Below are 13882 nucleotides of genomic sequence, written 5' to 3'. Positions count from 1 at the left end.
TCCCTTCTCCACCTTCAATCAAATGTCCCGACAGATGCTACCAGAGTGCCAGCTTCTGATGGCAGCGTATGGCCCTTCCCGCCCATCCTTCACGCCTTGAAGAAGCCCGCCAGCTACGATACTGGATGGACATCTAGTAGCTGGCGTAACTGAAATCAAAAACGAATGAATTGAGGGGCTTGTTGACGACATGGGCTTTGAACTGGGCCAGCCCACGCATGTAGAAATGCTCCAACACTACAACCGGCTGCTGGAAGCAGAGTTGGACGCTACTCGCCTTTGCCTACGGAAAGCCCACAGTGACATTGCTGGATTGATTGTGATGTACCGGGATAGCTCAAAGGAGCTTGCTGCATTGAAGGTGGAACACGGGCGTTTGCAATGGACGTTGAGCGATGTGTACAGGCGACAAAGCGAACAGGAACCATCCCGCATGGGATACCAGTACGGCGACCACAACAGGAAATGAAAAAGGCCACGCTAGGCGGCCTATCTGACTACTTTGCTTTGTGGCGGGGATTCCGACTAGAGATCACCTGTGCAGCATCAGAAGACATGCACGGCCCCAGCACAGGCACTAGGTCATCTTTCAAGCGAATTGTACGAGCATCTTCCATCAGAGCGGCTGTACACGCTGCCATCGTTGGGTAGTCGTTCCCTTGTTTGGCCAACTGGAGACACTCCCCAGTGGATGCAACACACATCGCGAACACGTAGGAAAACATCATCAACCCTCTACTACGGGATCGCTTGTCAGCTTGGTAATCTCGCCCTCTACAGCAGCAAGCTGTGCACGAAGATCGTTTGCTTTGCCATGCAGGAACTCGATATACGCAGCTTTCTTTTCAGCTTCAAACTTGGCTTCAAACTCCTGTGCGAAGCTGAAAGCAGTGCTAGAGCTTGCACCAACGGCAAACGAGCCTGCGACAACTTTTCCATCGTCAAGCTTGAACCATGACATGCACGTTGGATAAGACGGAACTGCAACACCTTTCCCCGCCTGCTCTTTGACCCATGTACGTAGTGCAGGGCGCCCAGCAGCATTGTAAGCAGCTTTCAAAGCTTCCACATCGCACATCCCGGCTTCGGTCTGTACGTAACCATGTTGCTTGTTCCAAGACTGCCCAGCCTTGAATTCCAGACCTTGAGGCTCTGGATAGCTAGGCACTTTGATGTGTTTGGTGCTACTGGTCATGTCTATTCCCCGCGTTGTGAAGCGCTATGATATTGCCTTGCTATATTTCCATCTGCTTGGCGTGTGAAGCAGAGAATATGACACATCGCATGACACGTCAACGTTCATGTGTAATTTACACACAAAATATGACATGACATGGCTTACGACACACATCAAACATGACAACACAACCAGTTAGCTGGCGCGTCGAAAGCCTATCCCTGTTGTTCGTTTTGCATCACGTAGAATGCACGACCAGCGGGAGTGAATTGAAATTTTGCACCACCAACAGAAGCTATCCGAGTCAAAAATCCGTTTTCTATTAAAACGTCGATAGCGGCGTGAGCTTCCACGTGCCCGACAGGTATTGCAGCGGCAATTGCAGACAAGGTTGGTTTGACATTTCTATCTGTACATCTTGCAACGATTGCCATCACCTTGAGCCCAATAGCAGACAAATGATGCTGAACCGCTTCCGGCACGTCCAATGCTCTTTGGGCTTCAAGGGCTTCCATAGCTTCTAGGGCTTGAGTCTTCTCGGCAAGCTGCACCAAGAGCGAGGATTTATATTCTTCCATTTGAAGAAACCGTTGGTCACGCTTCTCGCACTCTTCTGTCAAGCGGGCAACGTCTCCCGCGTGATCAGCGGTTTTAACAGCGCCTTTATAAAATTCGACTGTCAGGGCACACGCAAGCAAGACGCCTAGAATGATCAACCACAAGGGGAACGGGATTTGTTGCGAGAGAAACTCCGACAACCCGGTCAGCTTGCCTGATATCCAATCAGGGAGCTTTCCATCCTTCACAAGCGAGTCAGCTAACGGCGGGCCGATCAAGGCACCCAAGCCCAATACCCCGGCAATCACCATCCCCCAGATACCCTTCGCCTTCATGGCTACCTCAATAGGCAAAAAGGACATTCTACCAGAGCAGGGATGGCAATGTGCCCAATCAACCTACCTGGGTAATGACAACTGGATCGTTCTGAAAATATTCCAAGCCGCCGAAAATTTCCGGATGCACATTCGATGGCACTTGAAACTATCAGCCAGAAAATAATGATGGCGGGGGGTTACAGACAACTAGATTCTGCCCGGATTTATACCGGAGGCACTTAACCAAACGGATAGGGCCAATTGAGAATTCGTCGTAATTCCATAATAACCCAAGGGCGCTTCAGACACAGCCGTGCCAAGCACCATCAGTCAAATGATAGTCCTAATGCAATCATCAAGCGTCGAACTGTTGTAGCGCTCCACTCGCCTCCCCGAGACGTTTTCTGTCCCTTTGCGTTAAGACAGCTAGCCAAGCTCTGAAGCGTCTTGGAGCCTGTGTAGAGGCATGCTTGTACATGAGGCAGGATGGCTTCACGGTGGGCTTCTACCTTCGCTGTCAGGGCATCAGATGCTGGTGATACATCCTTGTTCGCACGAGCCGCCACAAGCCCTGCTGTGCGTCTTTGGATCTTCTGTTGGCTCTCGATGCACCCATCATCAGCACGTTGTTGTAACGCCTTGAGAGCGTCCTTAATGCGCGTGCGAATGAACACCCTCTCCTGCTCTGCCAGAGCTGCAAACAAATGAAGTTGAAAGTTGTCAGCCTGCGGCATCGTCGCCACCTTGAACTGCACACGCTTCATCAATCCGGCAATGTGTTCAACGTCCCGTGATAGACGATCCAGCTTAGCTACGACGATGGGCAAACCTGTTGCCAGTGCTTTGGCAAATTGAGGGCGATCTAGGGGAGCTACAGAGCCTGACACGGCTTCGGAGAAGACAGAGGTTACATTCCAGCCCTGTTGGGTGGCCGCTGTGTGGATGTAATCAAGCTGCGCCTCAAGGCCAAGGCCAGACGCTTCCTGCTTGCCTGTACTCACACGGATGTATGCAACAACGTCCATCATCACACTCCAAAGCTATCGGACATTCTGTCCCTGCATCTCATTCTACCGACCTAAGCCGGACATGACAAACCGTATGACACCTCTCATACGTAATGATATGTGTCATGACCGACAGGGATTCACTTATGGAAGCTTGAATTGTCCAATGTTTTATTTGGTCGTGTTGCTCTAAATGGCGCTCCCGCTCCGCTCGCAAGGCAGGAACCATTATCACTTTTGTCCCACTCCGGTGTGGCGTCAAACCCTTACAAGACGTGGCTTGTAGCTCGATTAGGGCCATAACTGGCGTGTAACTATTACACCTAGGGGCGTAGCCACTTAAGCCTAGTACGAACATCACTCGAACGGCCTTTAAAGCTATGCAACGAAACAGCTTGACTACTTCGACTAAGTGGAGAGCTTGCAACCTGAGCCGAGCGTGTAATTTGGAGCCATTTGACGAATCAAGCGAAGAAGAAATGCGAACGATTCCCTGTGTAAATGTTGCACATTGCGATTGACACATCCAGATAATTGGCACCTGAGACATCTTGCGAGAAACGTCAAAATATCACTTGATAAGTGCGAAATCGATTTGCTTAGAAATCAGCACACTTCTCAGATGTCGTCATTTGACACAAGCCAGGAATTAAGGGGAGTTGATGCACACCACTCTTACAGCATGTCCATCATTAATGGCGTCACCCGCTTATCAGTTGCACTCAATTCACACAGTCAAACCACGCACACCAAGATACATTTGCACCATGGAAAACGAGATAAAACAGGGAACCTTTAACCGAAGGTGAAGCAGGATGCACACACAACGGAATTGTAAAGTTATGACAACTTAACCGGAGGTAAACAGGGATTACTACGGCAGCGTTGCTGCAACATTATCTTTCACAGAGGGCAATAAATTTCATTTATTTTTTATTGCCCAACTACGAATAGGACTAACCATCGAAGATGGAATTGTCATTCCCGGATGGAACATTCAACAGTGAAACCATTACAAGGGTGAACCACTTCACAAGGAACAGGCTACACGCCAAGCGTGTAAACGGTCTTCCTCCCTGAGTATCCTCACTTGCAGATGCGCTTCTGCACCATTCATAACTTATCTGCACGAAAAGTGCACCAAGGGTAGGCAGCTCCACTCTGCACCACCTATACATCTATCTGCACGAAAAGTGCACTTCCCTCAGGCGCATAGTGCATCGTATTCAGAATCGACCACGGGCAGGCAAGATGACACGACTACGCCGGATTGTGGGACACGATCCGTCAACTCTTCAACCGCGTCGTTGATACGACGACCTTGAACCAGCGGGCCACCGGGATGACTGCCTGTCAGCATCTGCAAGATCGTGTTCCTCACATGCCAAGGTGATGTGCTCGGGAACTGGTGAATGTATTCTGCAACCAGCTCTTCAAACCGTTCCATGAGGGTGATAGCGGCGACACACAAAGCGTTCTGACTGGCTACCGCTGCTTCTGGCTCTAGAAAGTCTGGTCGTATGAATGCCCCTTCCGGTAACCCATTCGTGGTGCGCGTGTAAATTGCCCTCGGGATCGGATTACCATCAGCGATACCGTAAGCTTTCTTAATCCGTGTACGCAGGTCGAGACGTGCAATTCCCTCTGGGCGGAGCGCCAAGGGAGTCAGTTCTTCAATGAGATAAAAGTGCGTGTCGTAGACGGGAACAGTCTTCAGGTTGCGCTTACACCAGTCCACCGTGACGGCTTCGCAGTTGGTCGCATTTACGATGTCAGGATATGAGGCGCCAGCAGCACGCATCTGGATAGCTTGAGTGCGGGACTCGGGAGAAACCTTGCTACGGGAAGGCTTGATTACAGCGGCGGTTGGGGCGGGAATAGCGGTACTCATGGATAAATCTCCTTGTCAGTTCGGTCGATAGGCGTGCCCTCTCAGGGGTAGTGGTTGTTGAAGGCGTCAATGTACGCCGAGACGGGGAAAAAGTCAAGAAATTCATTGACATATGAAATTCCATGTGAGGCAGATAATTCCCTCTCAATCGATGAACTATTGCGAATGCCGGGTGACTCGGAACAGACCAATCGATGCTGTTGAGCAATAGCTATTGAAACGCCATCACCTTGCCGCCATCATGCGGTTACACCCCACAAGGACGAGTCAAGCCGTGACCACGAAGATATATGCGTTCTACAACAACAAGGGAGGAGTGGGGAAAACCACGCTCTGTCAAAACGCCGCATGCCTCTACGCCGAAAACAACCCTGAAAAGCTTGTTCTGGTGATTGACCTGTGTCCCCAAGCCAACATTTCGCAATTCCTGCTGGGTGGCGGGCACGTTGGGTACAAGGCAAATCAGAGACTCCAATCCACTGCAACTCGCAGAAATATCGTTGGCTTTATGGATTGGATGCTTGGTGGAAATTCTGGCTTTACTAGCCTACCTACCAGCTACTTAACCCAGGTGAAGCCGCATAATCCGAATGTTACGAAGAACCTGCATCTGATCGCTGGCGATTCGTTCCTAGAGTCGCTGACCCTCGCCTTAAACTTTGCCACTATGAACCCGGCAAACATCTTTGCGTGGAAGGAGTACGTGACTGCGATACGCAGACTATGTGATCTGGAATTGCAAAACTCCGAATACGAAGAGATGACCGTCTTCGTTGATTGCAACCCAAGCTTCTCCGTTTACACACAAATGGCGCTTGTATCGTCCGACGCATTAATCGTTCCAATGATGGCAGACTTCAGCTCGCTGGAGGGCATCAAAGGAATTCTGATGCTCTTATATGGAAAGTATCCATCATCAGCAACGAAAAATTATGCAGCTAAGGTAGTAACCTTCAGTCGCCAAGTCGAGCAATACGGCTTAGAACTGCCGAAAATCTGGGAATTACCTTTCAACAACTTCACGACGAACCTCGGCGTAGCAACGGCTTTCGATGCTGTTAGAGAAGAGCTTATAGAATATGCTTGGAAACAATACGCCACAGACCCAACGATATTTTATCCATGCCAAGAACCACCGACAACCGCAAAAGAGTGGGAGGCGCTTTTTGTATCCAATGTCAAAGACTTCCATACAGCAGGCAAGGTATCAGCAAGTCTCGGCATCCCTCTGCACCGATTGCCCCAGCACAACACTTACACAATGCCTAATGGCGAGCCTGTTGGGATACCCAAGTCGAACTACAAAGAATCCCTTAAACATCTGACGAAATTTGTTTCAAAACTGTAAAAAGCGCAACGAAAGAAGCCCGTCTGAGCGGGTTTCTTACCTCTAAACATTTTTTAAGCTTCTCAAACGACAGGGGCAGCGGTCGTACCGCTCCCCGGAGTGACGCCTGTGTGTTTGTGTGTTGAGAACGGAATGCCATTGAATGTGGCTTCCCCGGTCACCGTGTAATTACCTGTCCATGTTGTGTTAGGCACTTGAATTGTCATTGTCTGTGCTTTCATGGAAAGGCTGTTTTCAGCTTCCAGCTCAATATCCTTTGCCTTCACTTTTACGGCGAACGGGCTTGTCACCTCAACATTTCCATCTGCTTTCAGGATGAAAGAGCATTCATTCCCTGTGCCGATGTTATGTGTAATCACCACGTCGTTAGGATCATGATCCAATGTTCGTAGAGCTGGATTGTTTGAACGCTTGCAATAAGGATATGCAAGAGCGTCTTGTGCGTTGAAGCGTCGGTAATCGTTCACTCTGGTTGGCACATCGGCATTACTAGTGGAAGTCTTGTAGTTGTCAATGGATGTTTGTGAAACAACACAGACGACGGTATCCCCGACTTGCACAGGGAACGTGATTGCTGACGTAGAGCTTGATGGCATAACGAGAGGAACACCAAGCACAGGGACATCGTCCTGTGTCTCTCCGTCCGCATCGTATCGAAGAGTCAGCATTTCAACATCAACAGTGAGTTGAGCATTGTTAACACGGATTACACGAGCCAAGAAGCATTGGTCTTGTTCATCATTCTGGTCGGTGATTTGTTTATTGATAAGGGCAATGAGGTCACTCATGTTTCTTTCCTTCTGAAATATTTATGTGTCGTTCCGTCCTCCTGCTCGCTTGGGAAAAGGAAATGCTGCAAGCAACATTAATTAGCGATTAGAGCGATGTGCTTTGGTGCGTCATCTGGAACTGTGAATGGGTTATGCAATACATCGGGCTTAGCTGGCTGCGGGTTATATGCTGCCCTGCCCCTCTGAGACGCTACAGGAGCCTCAACAGAGAGCGAACCTATACGTTGATCAGGATCATTCCCTAGGCGCCCTACGAGAGCTACTAGAGCATGTGAAAGTGCAACTCTTTGAGTTGGTGTAACATGTCTTGCGTGTTGGTTAAGAGCGAAGAGAATATCCGCTGACAGAATATCCTCTCTATACTCGTGGTGTGTCATTGTCTTGACTCCAAGGCTGAAGTGGCATTAGCCGTATTCTTATTCGTGATATTCACAGAGGAAGGGACATAGTTCTTCATCAACAGCGGCACTTGGATATCAACATACTGTTTAAGCTGCACATTACTACTGTCGATCTTCGCACGTAGTAAGTCACTCTGATTGTTCAACGCCTGCACCAACTCAGAACGATAACGAGACATGTCCTGTTCTCTTTCACTGCGATATTTGTTGAGGACGTTATGGGCGTCGTATGCCATGTAGACACAAAACGCCATAACGATCAGGCAAGATGCCAGAAGCCAACCCCAGACACGAACACTCATAACTTTGTCCATGTGTCCGCTCATCGTCCGTATCGATCCGTCTGGGAGGCTGCCGCTTTGCTCACTTCATCTTTCAAAGCCTTTGTTGCCATGCCTTGTAGTTTCGAGCCTAGAGCTTCAGCAATCTGCTCAGGTGTGTGATTTGAACCATCAATCCTGATGTTAGGAGCTTGCACAGTGACGTTGTTGTTCACCGTAGTATTGTTCGTCACAGGGGCTGGTTGAACAGCAGGAGGATTGATAGCAGAAGCCGGGGGAACACTCATGGTCTTCATACTGGCTTGTACCGAGGGCGGCAAGATTGATGGCGATGTCGGAACTACAAGGGGCGCCTGTACAGGAAGAGGGCTTGCTTTGGCATCTGCTGCCCCATTCGGAGAAGGAGCCAACATTGAAGTTCCCGGCGCTATCTTCCCTGTCGAGTTAACAGTAGGAGTAGCCTTACCATCTTGACCAGCGGTTTCGCCTCCCATCCCCGGAATATTCTGTTTAGCCCATTGTATAAAGGCAACAGACTCTTTGATGATCGAGGTAATTACACTATTGATTCCATTGAACGCTTTTAGAATAAACGTCAGGACATCGAGGACACCGGAAGCAAAGTCTTTAGCCGTGGTATCACCAAATACTTCTTTCCACAAATCCCCCAGCGCTTTGAAGCGGTCTTGCATAGACACTATGAAGTCATCCCATGCAGACTTGAATGATTTGATCGATTCGGGATCAAAATATTCATTCATTGCATCAGGCTTTGAACTGTTCAAGGCATCAACGAAGTCTGTTGCTAGCTTCAAACCTTCGCTCAACATCTTCACCGACTCAGCAGACCATTTAGCGAACTTATCAAACTCTGGCCCTAGGGATGGTCTGAAGTAGTCACGCTTTTCTGGCTGACTTCAGCCTCCGCTGATTTTGAAAACGGCGAATCGACCAAAACGATCAGATCATCCGCGTATTTCTGCGCTTTTAGCCGCCGCGAGCACCTCGCAACGGTCATTTCCCACATTACAGGCGCACCTCTCCTGTACTCGTCAGTAAATGTCGGCGTGCCATCCACAGATTCGACAGCGCGAATAGCGTCACCAGTTGCGCGGTGTTTTTGGCCAGGCCACGGAAGCGCGTTTTCACAAAACCGAACTGGCGCTTGACCACCCGAAACGGGTGCTCGACTTTGGCGCGCACCTGGGCCTTGGCCTTCTCGATCTTGCGCTTGGCTTTGTATAGAGCGCTACGCTTACCCAGCTTTTTGTAAGTACTGCGGCGTGCCGCGATCTGCCAGATCACCTCGCGCCCATCATGCTCGGTACGTTTCTCGACGCCGGTATAACCGGCATCGGCGCAGACCACGTTCTCCGCACCGTGCAGCAATTTGTCCACCTGAGTGACATCCGCCACGTTGGCGGCTGTGCCCACCACGCGGTGCACCAGACCTGACTCGTCATCCACACCGATGTGCGCTTTCATGCCGAAATAGTACTGGTTGCCCTTCTTGGTTTGGTGCATTTCTGGATCGCGTTTACCGTCCTTGTTCTTGGTCGAGCTGGGCGCATTGATCAGCGTGGCATCGACAATGGTGCCTTGGCGCAACGACAACCCTCGGTCACCCAGATAGCCATTGATCACGGCCAGGATGCCGGCAGCCAGCTCGTGTTTCTCCAGCAGTCGGCGGAAGTTGAGGATGGTGGTTTCGTCGGGAATACGCTCCAGATTCAGCCCGGCGAACTGCCGCAGGATGGTGGTCTCGTACAGCGCTTCCTCCATCGCTGGATCGCTGTAACCGAACCAGTTCTGCATCAAATGTACACGCAGCATCGTCATCAACGGATAAGCCGGACGACCGCCTTCACCCTTCGGGTAGAACGGCTCGATCAGTTTGATCAAGCCGTTCCACGGCACCACCTGATCCATGTCGATCAAGAACAACTCTTTGCGGGTCTGCTTACGCTTGCCTGCGTACTCGGCGTCAGCGAAGGTCATCTGTTTCATCGGAAAGCTCGGCGGGTGGAGTCCCGGTATTTTGCCAAAATCAGGAAGTCTTCTTCAGAGTTTCCCTAGAGCTTTCAACAAGCCTTGAGCGTTCTCATACATCGGGCCGGTGGCTTCTTTCAACCCGCTGTTGTTGTAAGCGTGTGTCATATTCTCCGAGAGCTGATTTGCAAAGCGCGCCTTACGGGATTCTTGGGACTGCCTCGCTACATCCAATGCGCCGCCGTCGTTGGCATGTTTCCCTAGGACTGCTCCAAGCTCCTTAATGAAAGCCTGCAAAACAGGGCCACGGATTTTCCTGTCTTCACGATCTTTGCGGAATTGGTCTTCCGCTTCTTGTCCGGTCTTCTTTCCTCCGATTGCACGTTGATAAGCTTCTGCACCGTACTGGTTGGCATTGGCCCCAAGGTGTTCAGAGATTTGTCCTGTCCATTCCTCTGCATAAAGCTGGTTCTTACCGAGGGCTTGCAACAAACCACGGTTCATCAGCTTCATTTCATCTTGTGTCATGCCTTGGGCTTTACCGTAGGACATGATTCCAGATGCGGTAGCCTCTGCCTGTGCAACACCGCCTTTCTTGGCAAGCGCACCGGTTAGCTTTGCGTAATCTCGTCCACCTTCATTGGCGTTCAACCCGAGATAATCGGCTAGCTTCTGGTAGCGAGCTTCCATTCCCTTGGCGCCCTCTTCACTTCCGGCAGCAACCTTGAATTGTGCGTTGCGTTGCTGTTGGGCATTAGCTGCACGCTCTGCTTCTGAAACAAACTTGAATGCAACAGCGGCCATTGCAGCTAGAGCGACAGTGGCTCCAGTAGCGGCCATAGCGAGCCCACCAAGAGCAGGGAAACCACCAACAGCACTGGACACACGTCCACCACTACCAGAGCGGCCCCCAGATGGCATATGAGGACGGGGAATACCACCGCTCCCGCCATTACGACCGAAGCCACCGAAGTGATTAGCGAGACGGCCAGCGTGACCGGCAAGGCCTACACGGGCATAACCACCACGACCAACACCACCTCCACCATGGAACGGGTTACGGAAGCGTGTTTGAGCCTGTGGCGCTCGTCGAGCGTTACGGTCTGCACGTAGTTGACGAGCCTTAAGACGAGACTCAAGGTCTGTGAGGCGTAGAGCCTTCATCTTGTTGGCAAGCAATGCACCTTGTGTTCTCACTTGATCGAGCTGTGCCCGACGTTGAGCTGTAGCAGCGGCCACTGCGTGGGCCTGTTCAGCCTTACGTACCTTAATCTGTTCAAGAGACTGCTTGGCCTGAAGGCTTCCAAGCTTGGTCTGTTGTTGCTGCTGTGCCAGGGTGAACTTAGACGCTTGCATCTGAGCTGCAAACTGTTGCTTTGTCTGAGCTGCAAGCTTGTTCATTGCACGCCCATCGGGGGTAAGGTTCTTCCCGATCTTACGACCAATAGCGTCACTGAGACGCATCAGGCCACGTAGTTTATGTTCGAGTCTATCAATGGGGCGGGTATCTACCTTGAGAAGAATATCTCCCGTTAGCTGGACAACACTTTCTTCCGTCATGTTTGTTTATCCTTATCGAGAGACAGCACGAGAAAGCAACTTCTCAAGAGCGCCCATCGGTTTATCAGTTGATGCAAGAGCTGCTGCATATTCTTCTGGAGCTAACACAGGCGATACAGTGTCGAGAATGAAAGAAGCTGTGAACGCCGTATTCAGTGCATCGTCCTCTGTGAATGGGACTGTATCTACAGCCTCTTCAAGAGCGGCCATAACGTTGATGAACTGTTCACTTTTCATGAATTTGTCCACGGCTTTCACATCGGAGTAACTGACACGGGATAGCATCGTTTCCCCGAAGTGTTTGCCATATTGCTTAAAGTGAATAGGCTCGATGAATTTTTCCACCACGGCAGGGTCTTCGACTGATTCAAAGCTGGCACGTACAGATTGTTCCGCAAGTGATTGGAAAAATTGAATCTGAGTACGTGTGAGTGTGATTCTGGGAGCGTCTTGTTGTATTGTGTCGGTCATTGGAGTTCTCTCAGTTGGAGTTGAATTAATTGTTGTTGGTGAGCTGCTTCAAGGTAGGTACTAACTGCTTCTGCGTCGTAACTCCCATCTGCGGGAAATGCAGCAAGAGCCGTTCTAAAAGCCTCTGTGACAGCTAAGAGGGAGGTTTGAAGTTCATCATGTGCCTGCGTCATCAGGCAGCTTCTACAAGAGTGACAGCGAGCGTTGCAGCGACTTCAGCCGCATCTAATGCATCACTGGCAGCAGCGAGGAATCCGTACAACTCTTCACGCTCTGCTTCCATCTGGATAGCGTTGGTTTCCATCTGGATAACACGCTCTTGGAAAGCTGCATTCATTTCAGAGAGGCGTTGATAATCGTGTTGTGAAACTGCAAGAGCTTCTTGTAGTTTCACGATGTCTGCACGAGCGACAACGAAGTTACGGGATGCTTGAGCGTGATGTTCAACTGCTTGCTGTGTTTCTTCTTGAGCGATCTGGAAAGCTTGCATAGCGCTGGCTTGTAAGGCGGCAATCTTGCTGAATTCCTCTGCAACTGCTTCTGCTGACTTAATCTGATTGCGTAGAACCAAATCCATAATGATGTGATGTTGGCGACTTGGAACGTCAGCAATGAGACGAGTGATAACCGCCTGCTGAGAATCTGTGCACATGGGTATAGCTCCTAAATTGGATAGTCTGGAAAGACGAATATGTGGGGATGTGTTCGAACGGGGGAGTGTTTATTACTGAAGGGGCCATTGCAGCCCCTATTTACATGAAGTCAAATGTAACCAACTGGCCTTCACTGGTGAATGCTGCTGCTTCTTCAGCTTCGAGCTGTCTCACTGGCGCGAAGTCTTTAGCGACTATCTTTGCAATCACTTTGGGAACATCAGTCTTTTTCTTGCGTGGCTTCTTTGGAGCAACAGATTCAAAGATAGCGCGTGTGTAATCCGTAGTCTTTGCACGGGAAGCAGGGACAGGTCCGGGTCTGCGAGCTGGTAGTTCAAACTCCACACCCTCAAGCTTCGTAAGCGCTTCCATTTCAGCGACAAGCTGTGTCAGAGCTTCAATGTGTGCTTCCGGGAAGTTAGCTTGCTGAGCTGCAACTAGGTAACGTTCTAGGGTAGGAAGAGCGAGACGTGAACGTCTGGCTGTGCGTGTAATCAATTGTTCTGCTGTGGGGCTATTAGCCATGTATCACCTCTTTCATTATTTGTAACGAGACTCACGGCGGGAAGACTTATTTTCGTCACGTTGTTTACCTCTGGCTCTGTCTTGGGAGCGGGACACACGGCGTTTGTGTCGTGCATCATCTGTGTCATCTTCGAATTGGCTCATGCTGCAATGCTCTCTAAGAAGTCGAAGTGCTGAGGGGTACGGCAGTTCTCAACTGCATAGCGATAACGCTTCACGGCTACAACAATGTCGTTGTCCGACTTTGACGCTTTCAAATCTCGAATTAAGACAAGTTTCAAGATGTCTTCACGGGGATCATCAACAGTGTGAAGAGCTTTTACACTCTCCAACAACTGCCAGCGCCAACCACCGATGCTGTACCTGTTTTCAACATTCATTTTGAAGCTCGCTTAGCTGTAGCTGCTTTCTCTCCGAGGATGCGAGCGCGAATAGCTGCAATACGGTCACCCTGCTCTCTTGCAAGAGTGGCTTGCACTTCTGCTTCAATGGCTGCTAGTTCTTCTTCTGCCTCCTTCTCTGCGGCCTTCTGTGCGTTTGCTTCAACCGCTGCACGGTAGTCGTCTTCAATACGAGCGTTCTCTTTTACAAGTTCTTCTGCTTGCAATTCGGCTGGCTTTGCCATGAAACCGAAGAGGGCAATACCAACAGCGTACTCAGTTACTGCGGAGCGTGAATAACCTTCTGCACGCAGAGCTTCGTAGTTGGTCAAGAACTCTGATAGGCTTTTGCCATTTACTTCAACAATTGCTCCGTGCATAAACACACGAGGGTAGTTACCACGAGCATTAGCAGGCTTGGTCATATCGAAATCATGCTTGCTTACACGTTGAGCATATGCAGTTTTGTTCGCCTCTTGAAGAGCGTCTAGGGTGGCTTGGTTAAAGCGTGTGTCGTTAGTCATCTTATATTT

General features: G+C 50.1%; 16 protein-coding genes. 2 read left to right on the top strand and 14 right to left on the bottom strand.

Annotated features, from left to right (window positions below):
- Positions 1-190 precede the first annotated feature (190 nt).
- Positions 191-469, top strand: coding sequence for a hypothetical protein (locus tag ATI02_RS29800; RefSeq protein ID WP_100848150.1), 279 nt, complete (start codon positions 191-193; stop codon positions 467-469).
- 258 nt (positions 470-727) lie between these two features.
- Here the strand turns inward: ATI02_RS29800 and ATI02_RS29790 are convergent, their stop codons facing one another.
- The 4 genes from ATI02_RS29790 to ATI02_RS29775 all read right to left on the bottom strand — a co-directional run bounded on the left by ATI02_RS29790 (position 728) and on the right by ATI02_RS29775 (position 4950).
- Complete coding sequence (locus tag ATI02_RS29790) at positions 728-1195, bottom strand: hypothetical protein (RefSeq protein WP_100848148.1); 468 nt, start codon at positions 1193-1195, stop codon at positions 728-730.
- Positions 1196-1392: 197 nt separating this feature from the next.
- The gene (locus ATI02_RS29785) at positions 1393-2070 is read right to left on the bottom strand and encodes a hypothetical protein (protein ID WP_100848147.1); all 678 of its coding nucleotides are present in this window, start codon (positions 2068-2070) and stop codon (positions 1393-1395) included.
- 308 nt (positions 2071-2378) lie between these two features.
- Positions 2379-3077, bottom strand: coding sequence for a recombinase family protein (locus ATI02_RS29780; protein WP_100848146.1), 699 nt, complete (start codon positions 3075-3077; stop codon positions 2379-2381).
- Positions 3078-4263: 1186 nt separating this feature from the next.
- A complete protein-coding gene (locus ATI02_RS29775) occupies positions 4264-4950 on the bottom strand; it encodes a hypothetical protein (protein WP_100848145.1) in 687 nt (228 codons plus the stop codon).
- 274 nt (positions 4951-5224) lie between these two features.
- Here ATI02_RS29775 and ATI02_RS29770 point away from each other — a divergent pair, with 274 nt between their 5' ends.
- A complete protein-coding gene (locus tag ATI02_RS29770) occupies positions 5225-6298 on the top strand; it encodes a ParA family protein (RefSeq protein WP_238156217.1) in 1074 nt (357 codons plus the stop codon).
- A gap of 62 nt (positions 6299-6360) precedes the next feature.
- Here the strand turns inward: ATI02_RS29770 and ATI02_RS29765 are convergent, their stop codons facing one another.
- The 10 genes from ATI02_RS29765 to ATI02_RS29720 all read right to left on the bottom strand — a co-directional run bounded on the left by ATI02_RS29765 (position 6361) and on the right by ATI02_RS29720 (position 13873).
- Positions 6361-7086 carry a Gp138 family membrane-puncturing spike protein gene (locus ATI02_RS29765; RefSeq protein WP_100848143.1) on the bottom strand — a complete coding sequence of 242 codons (726 nt, stop codon included), beginning with the start codon at positions 7084-7086 and terminating at the stop codon, positions 6361-6363.
- Positions 7087-7462: 376 nt separating this feature from the next.
- Positions 7463-7804 carry a hypothetical protein gene (locus tag ATI02_RS29760; RefSeq protein WP_100848142.1) on the bottom strand — a complete coding sequence of 114 codons (342 nt, stop codon included), beginning with the start codon at positions 7802-7804 and terminating at the stop codon, positions 7463-7465.
- 8 nt (positions 7805-7812) lie between these two features.
- Complete coding sequence (locus ATI02_RS29755) at positions 7813-8601, bottom strand: hypothetical protein (protein ID WP_100848141.1); 789 nt, start codon at positions 8599-8601, stop codon at positions 7813-7815.
- A 196-nt stretch (positions 8602-8797) separates the two neighbouring features.
- Positions 8798-9778, bottom strand: a complete 981-nt coding sequence (locus ATI02_RS29750) for an IS5 family transposase (RefSeq protein WP_100845114.1) — start codon at positions 9776-9778, stop codon at positions 8798-8800.
- Positions 9779-9832: 54 nt separating this feature from the next.
- Positions 9833-11320: a hypothetical protein gene (locus ATI02_RS29745; RefSeq protein ID WP_100848140.1), complete on the bottom strand. Its 1488-nt coding sequence runs from the start codon at positions 11318-11320 to the stop codon at positions 9833-9835.
- Between the two features lie 12 nt (positions 11321-11332).
- A complete protein-coding gene (locus ATI02_RS29740; protein ID WP_100848139.1) occupies positions 11333-11791 on the bottom strand; it encodes a DUF7375 domain-containing protein in 459 nt (152 codons plus the stop codon).
- 172 nt (positions 11792-11963) lie between these two features.
- The gene (locus ATI02_RS29735; protein WP_100848138.1) at positions 11964-12443 is read right to left on the bottom strand and encodes a hypothetical protein; all 480 of its coding nucleotides are present in this window, start codon (positions 12441-12443) and stop codon (positions 11964-11966) included.
- Between the two features lie 100 nt (positions 12444-12543).
- Positions 12544-12969 carry a hypothetical protein gene (locus ATI02_RS29730; protein WP_100848137.1) on the bottom strand — a complete coding sequence of 142 codons (426 nt, stop codon included), beginning with the start codon at positions 12967-12969 and terminating at the stop codon, positions 12544-12546.
- A 140-nt stretch (positions 12970-13109) separates the two neighbouring features.
- The gene (locus ATI02_RS29725) at positions 13110-13349 is read right to left on the bottom strand and encodes a hypothetical protein (RefSeq protein ID WP_100848136.1); all 240 of its coding nucleotides are present in this window, start codon (positions 13347-13349) and stop codon (positions 13110-13112) included.
- Positions 13346-13873, bottom strand: a complete 528-nt coding sequence (locus ATI02_RS29720; RefSeq protein ID WP_100848135.1) for a hypothetical protein — start codon at positions 13871-13873, stop codon at positions 13346-13348. Before ATI02_RS29720 ends, ATI02_RS29725 begins: the two co-directional genes overlap by 4 nt.
- Positions 13874-13882 lie beyond the last annotated feature (9 nt).

The sequence above is a fragment of the Pseudomonas baetica genome (assembly GCF_002813455.1).
Classification (GTDB): Bacteria; Pseudomonadota; Gammaproteobacteria; order Pseudomonadales; family Pseudomonadaceae; genus Aquipseudomonas; species Aquipseudomonas baetica.
The sequence above is the reverse complement of the archived record's forward strand: the minus strand, read 5'-3'. Positions and strand labels throughout refer to the sequence as shown.

Excerpts from the sequence above, each read along its gene's own strand:
- ATI02_RS29800 (WP_100848150.1), top strand. The coding sequence starts at position 191 with ATGGGCTTTGAACTGGGCCAGCCCACGCATGTAGAAATGCTCCAACAC.
- ATI02_RS29790 (WP_100848148.1), bottom strand. The coding sequence starts at position 1,195 with ATGACCAGTAGCACCAAACACATCAAAGTGCCTAGCTATCCAGAGCCT.
- ATI02_RS29785 (WP_100848147.1), bottom strand. The coding sequence starts at position 2,070 with ATGAAGGCGAAGGGTATCTGGGGGATGGTGATTGCCGGGGTATTGGGC.
- ATI02_RS29780 (WP_100848146.1), bottom strand. The coding sequence starts at position 3,077 with ATGGACGTTGTTGCATACATCCGTGTGAGTACAGGCAAGCAGGAAGCG.
- ATI02_RS29775 (WP_100848145.1), bottom strand. The coding sequence starts at position 4,950 with ATGAGTACCGCTATTCCCGCCCCAACCGCCGCTGTAATCAAGCCTTCC.
- ATI02_RS29765 (WP_100848143.1), bottom strand. The coding sequence starts at position 7,086 with ATGAGTGACCTCATTGCCCTTATCAATAAACAAATCACCGACCAGAAT.
- ATI02_RS29760 (WP_100848142.1), bottom strand. The coding sequence starts at position 7,804 with ATGGACAAAGTTATGAGTGTTCGTGTCTGGGGTTGGCTTCTGGCATCT.
- ATI02_RS29755 (WP_100848141.1), bottom strand. The coding sequence starts at position 8,601 with ATGTTGAGCGAAGGTTTGAAGCTAGCAACAGACTTCGTTGATGCCTTG.
- ATI02_RS29750 (WP_100845114.1), bottom strand. The coding sequence starts at position 9,778 with ATGAAACAGATGACCTTCGCTGACGCCGAGTACGCAGGCAAGCGTAAG.
- ATI02_RS29745 (WP_100848140.1), bottom strand. The coding sequence starts at position 11,320 with ATGACGGAAGAAAGTGTTGTCCAGCTAACGGGAGATATTCTTCTCAAG.
- ATI02_RS29740 (WP_100848139.1), bottom strand. The coding sequence starts at position 11,791 with ATGACCGACACAATACAACAAGACGCTCCCAGAATCACACTCACACGT.
- ATI02_RS29735 (WP_100848138.1), bottom strand. The coding sequence starts at position 12,443 with ATGTGCACAGATTCTCAGCAGGCGGTTATCACTCGTCTCATTGCTGAC.
- ATI02_RS29730 (WP_100848137.1), bottom strand. The coding sequence starts at position 12,969 with ATGGCTAATAGCCCCACAGCAGAACAATTGATTACACGCACAGCCAGA.
- ATI02_RS29725 (WP_100848136.1), bottom strand. The coding sequence starts at position 13,349 with ATGAATGTTGAAAACAGGTACAGCATCGGTGGTTGGCGCTGGCAGTTG.
- ATI02_RS29720 (WP_100848135.1), bottom strand. The coding sequence starts at position 13,873 with ATGACTAACGACACACGCTTTAACCAAGCCACCCTAGACGCTCTTCAA.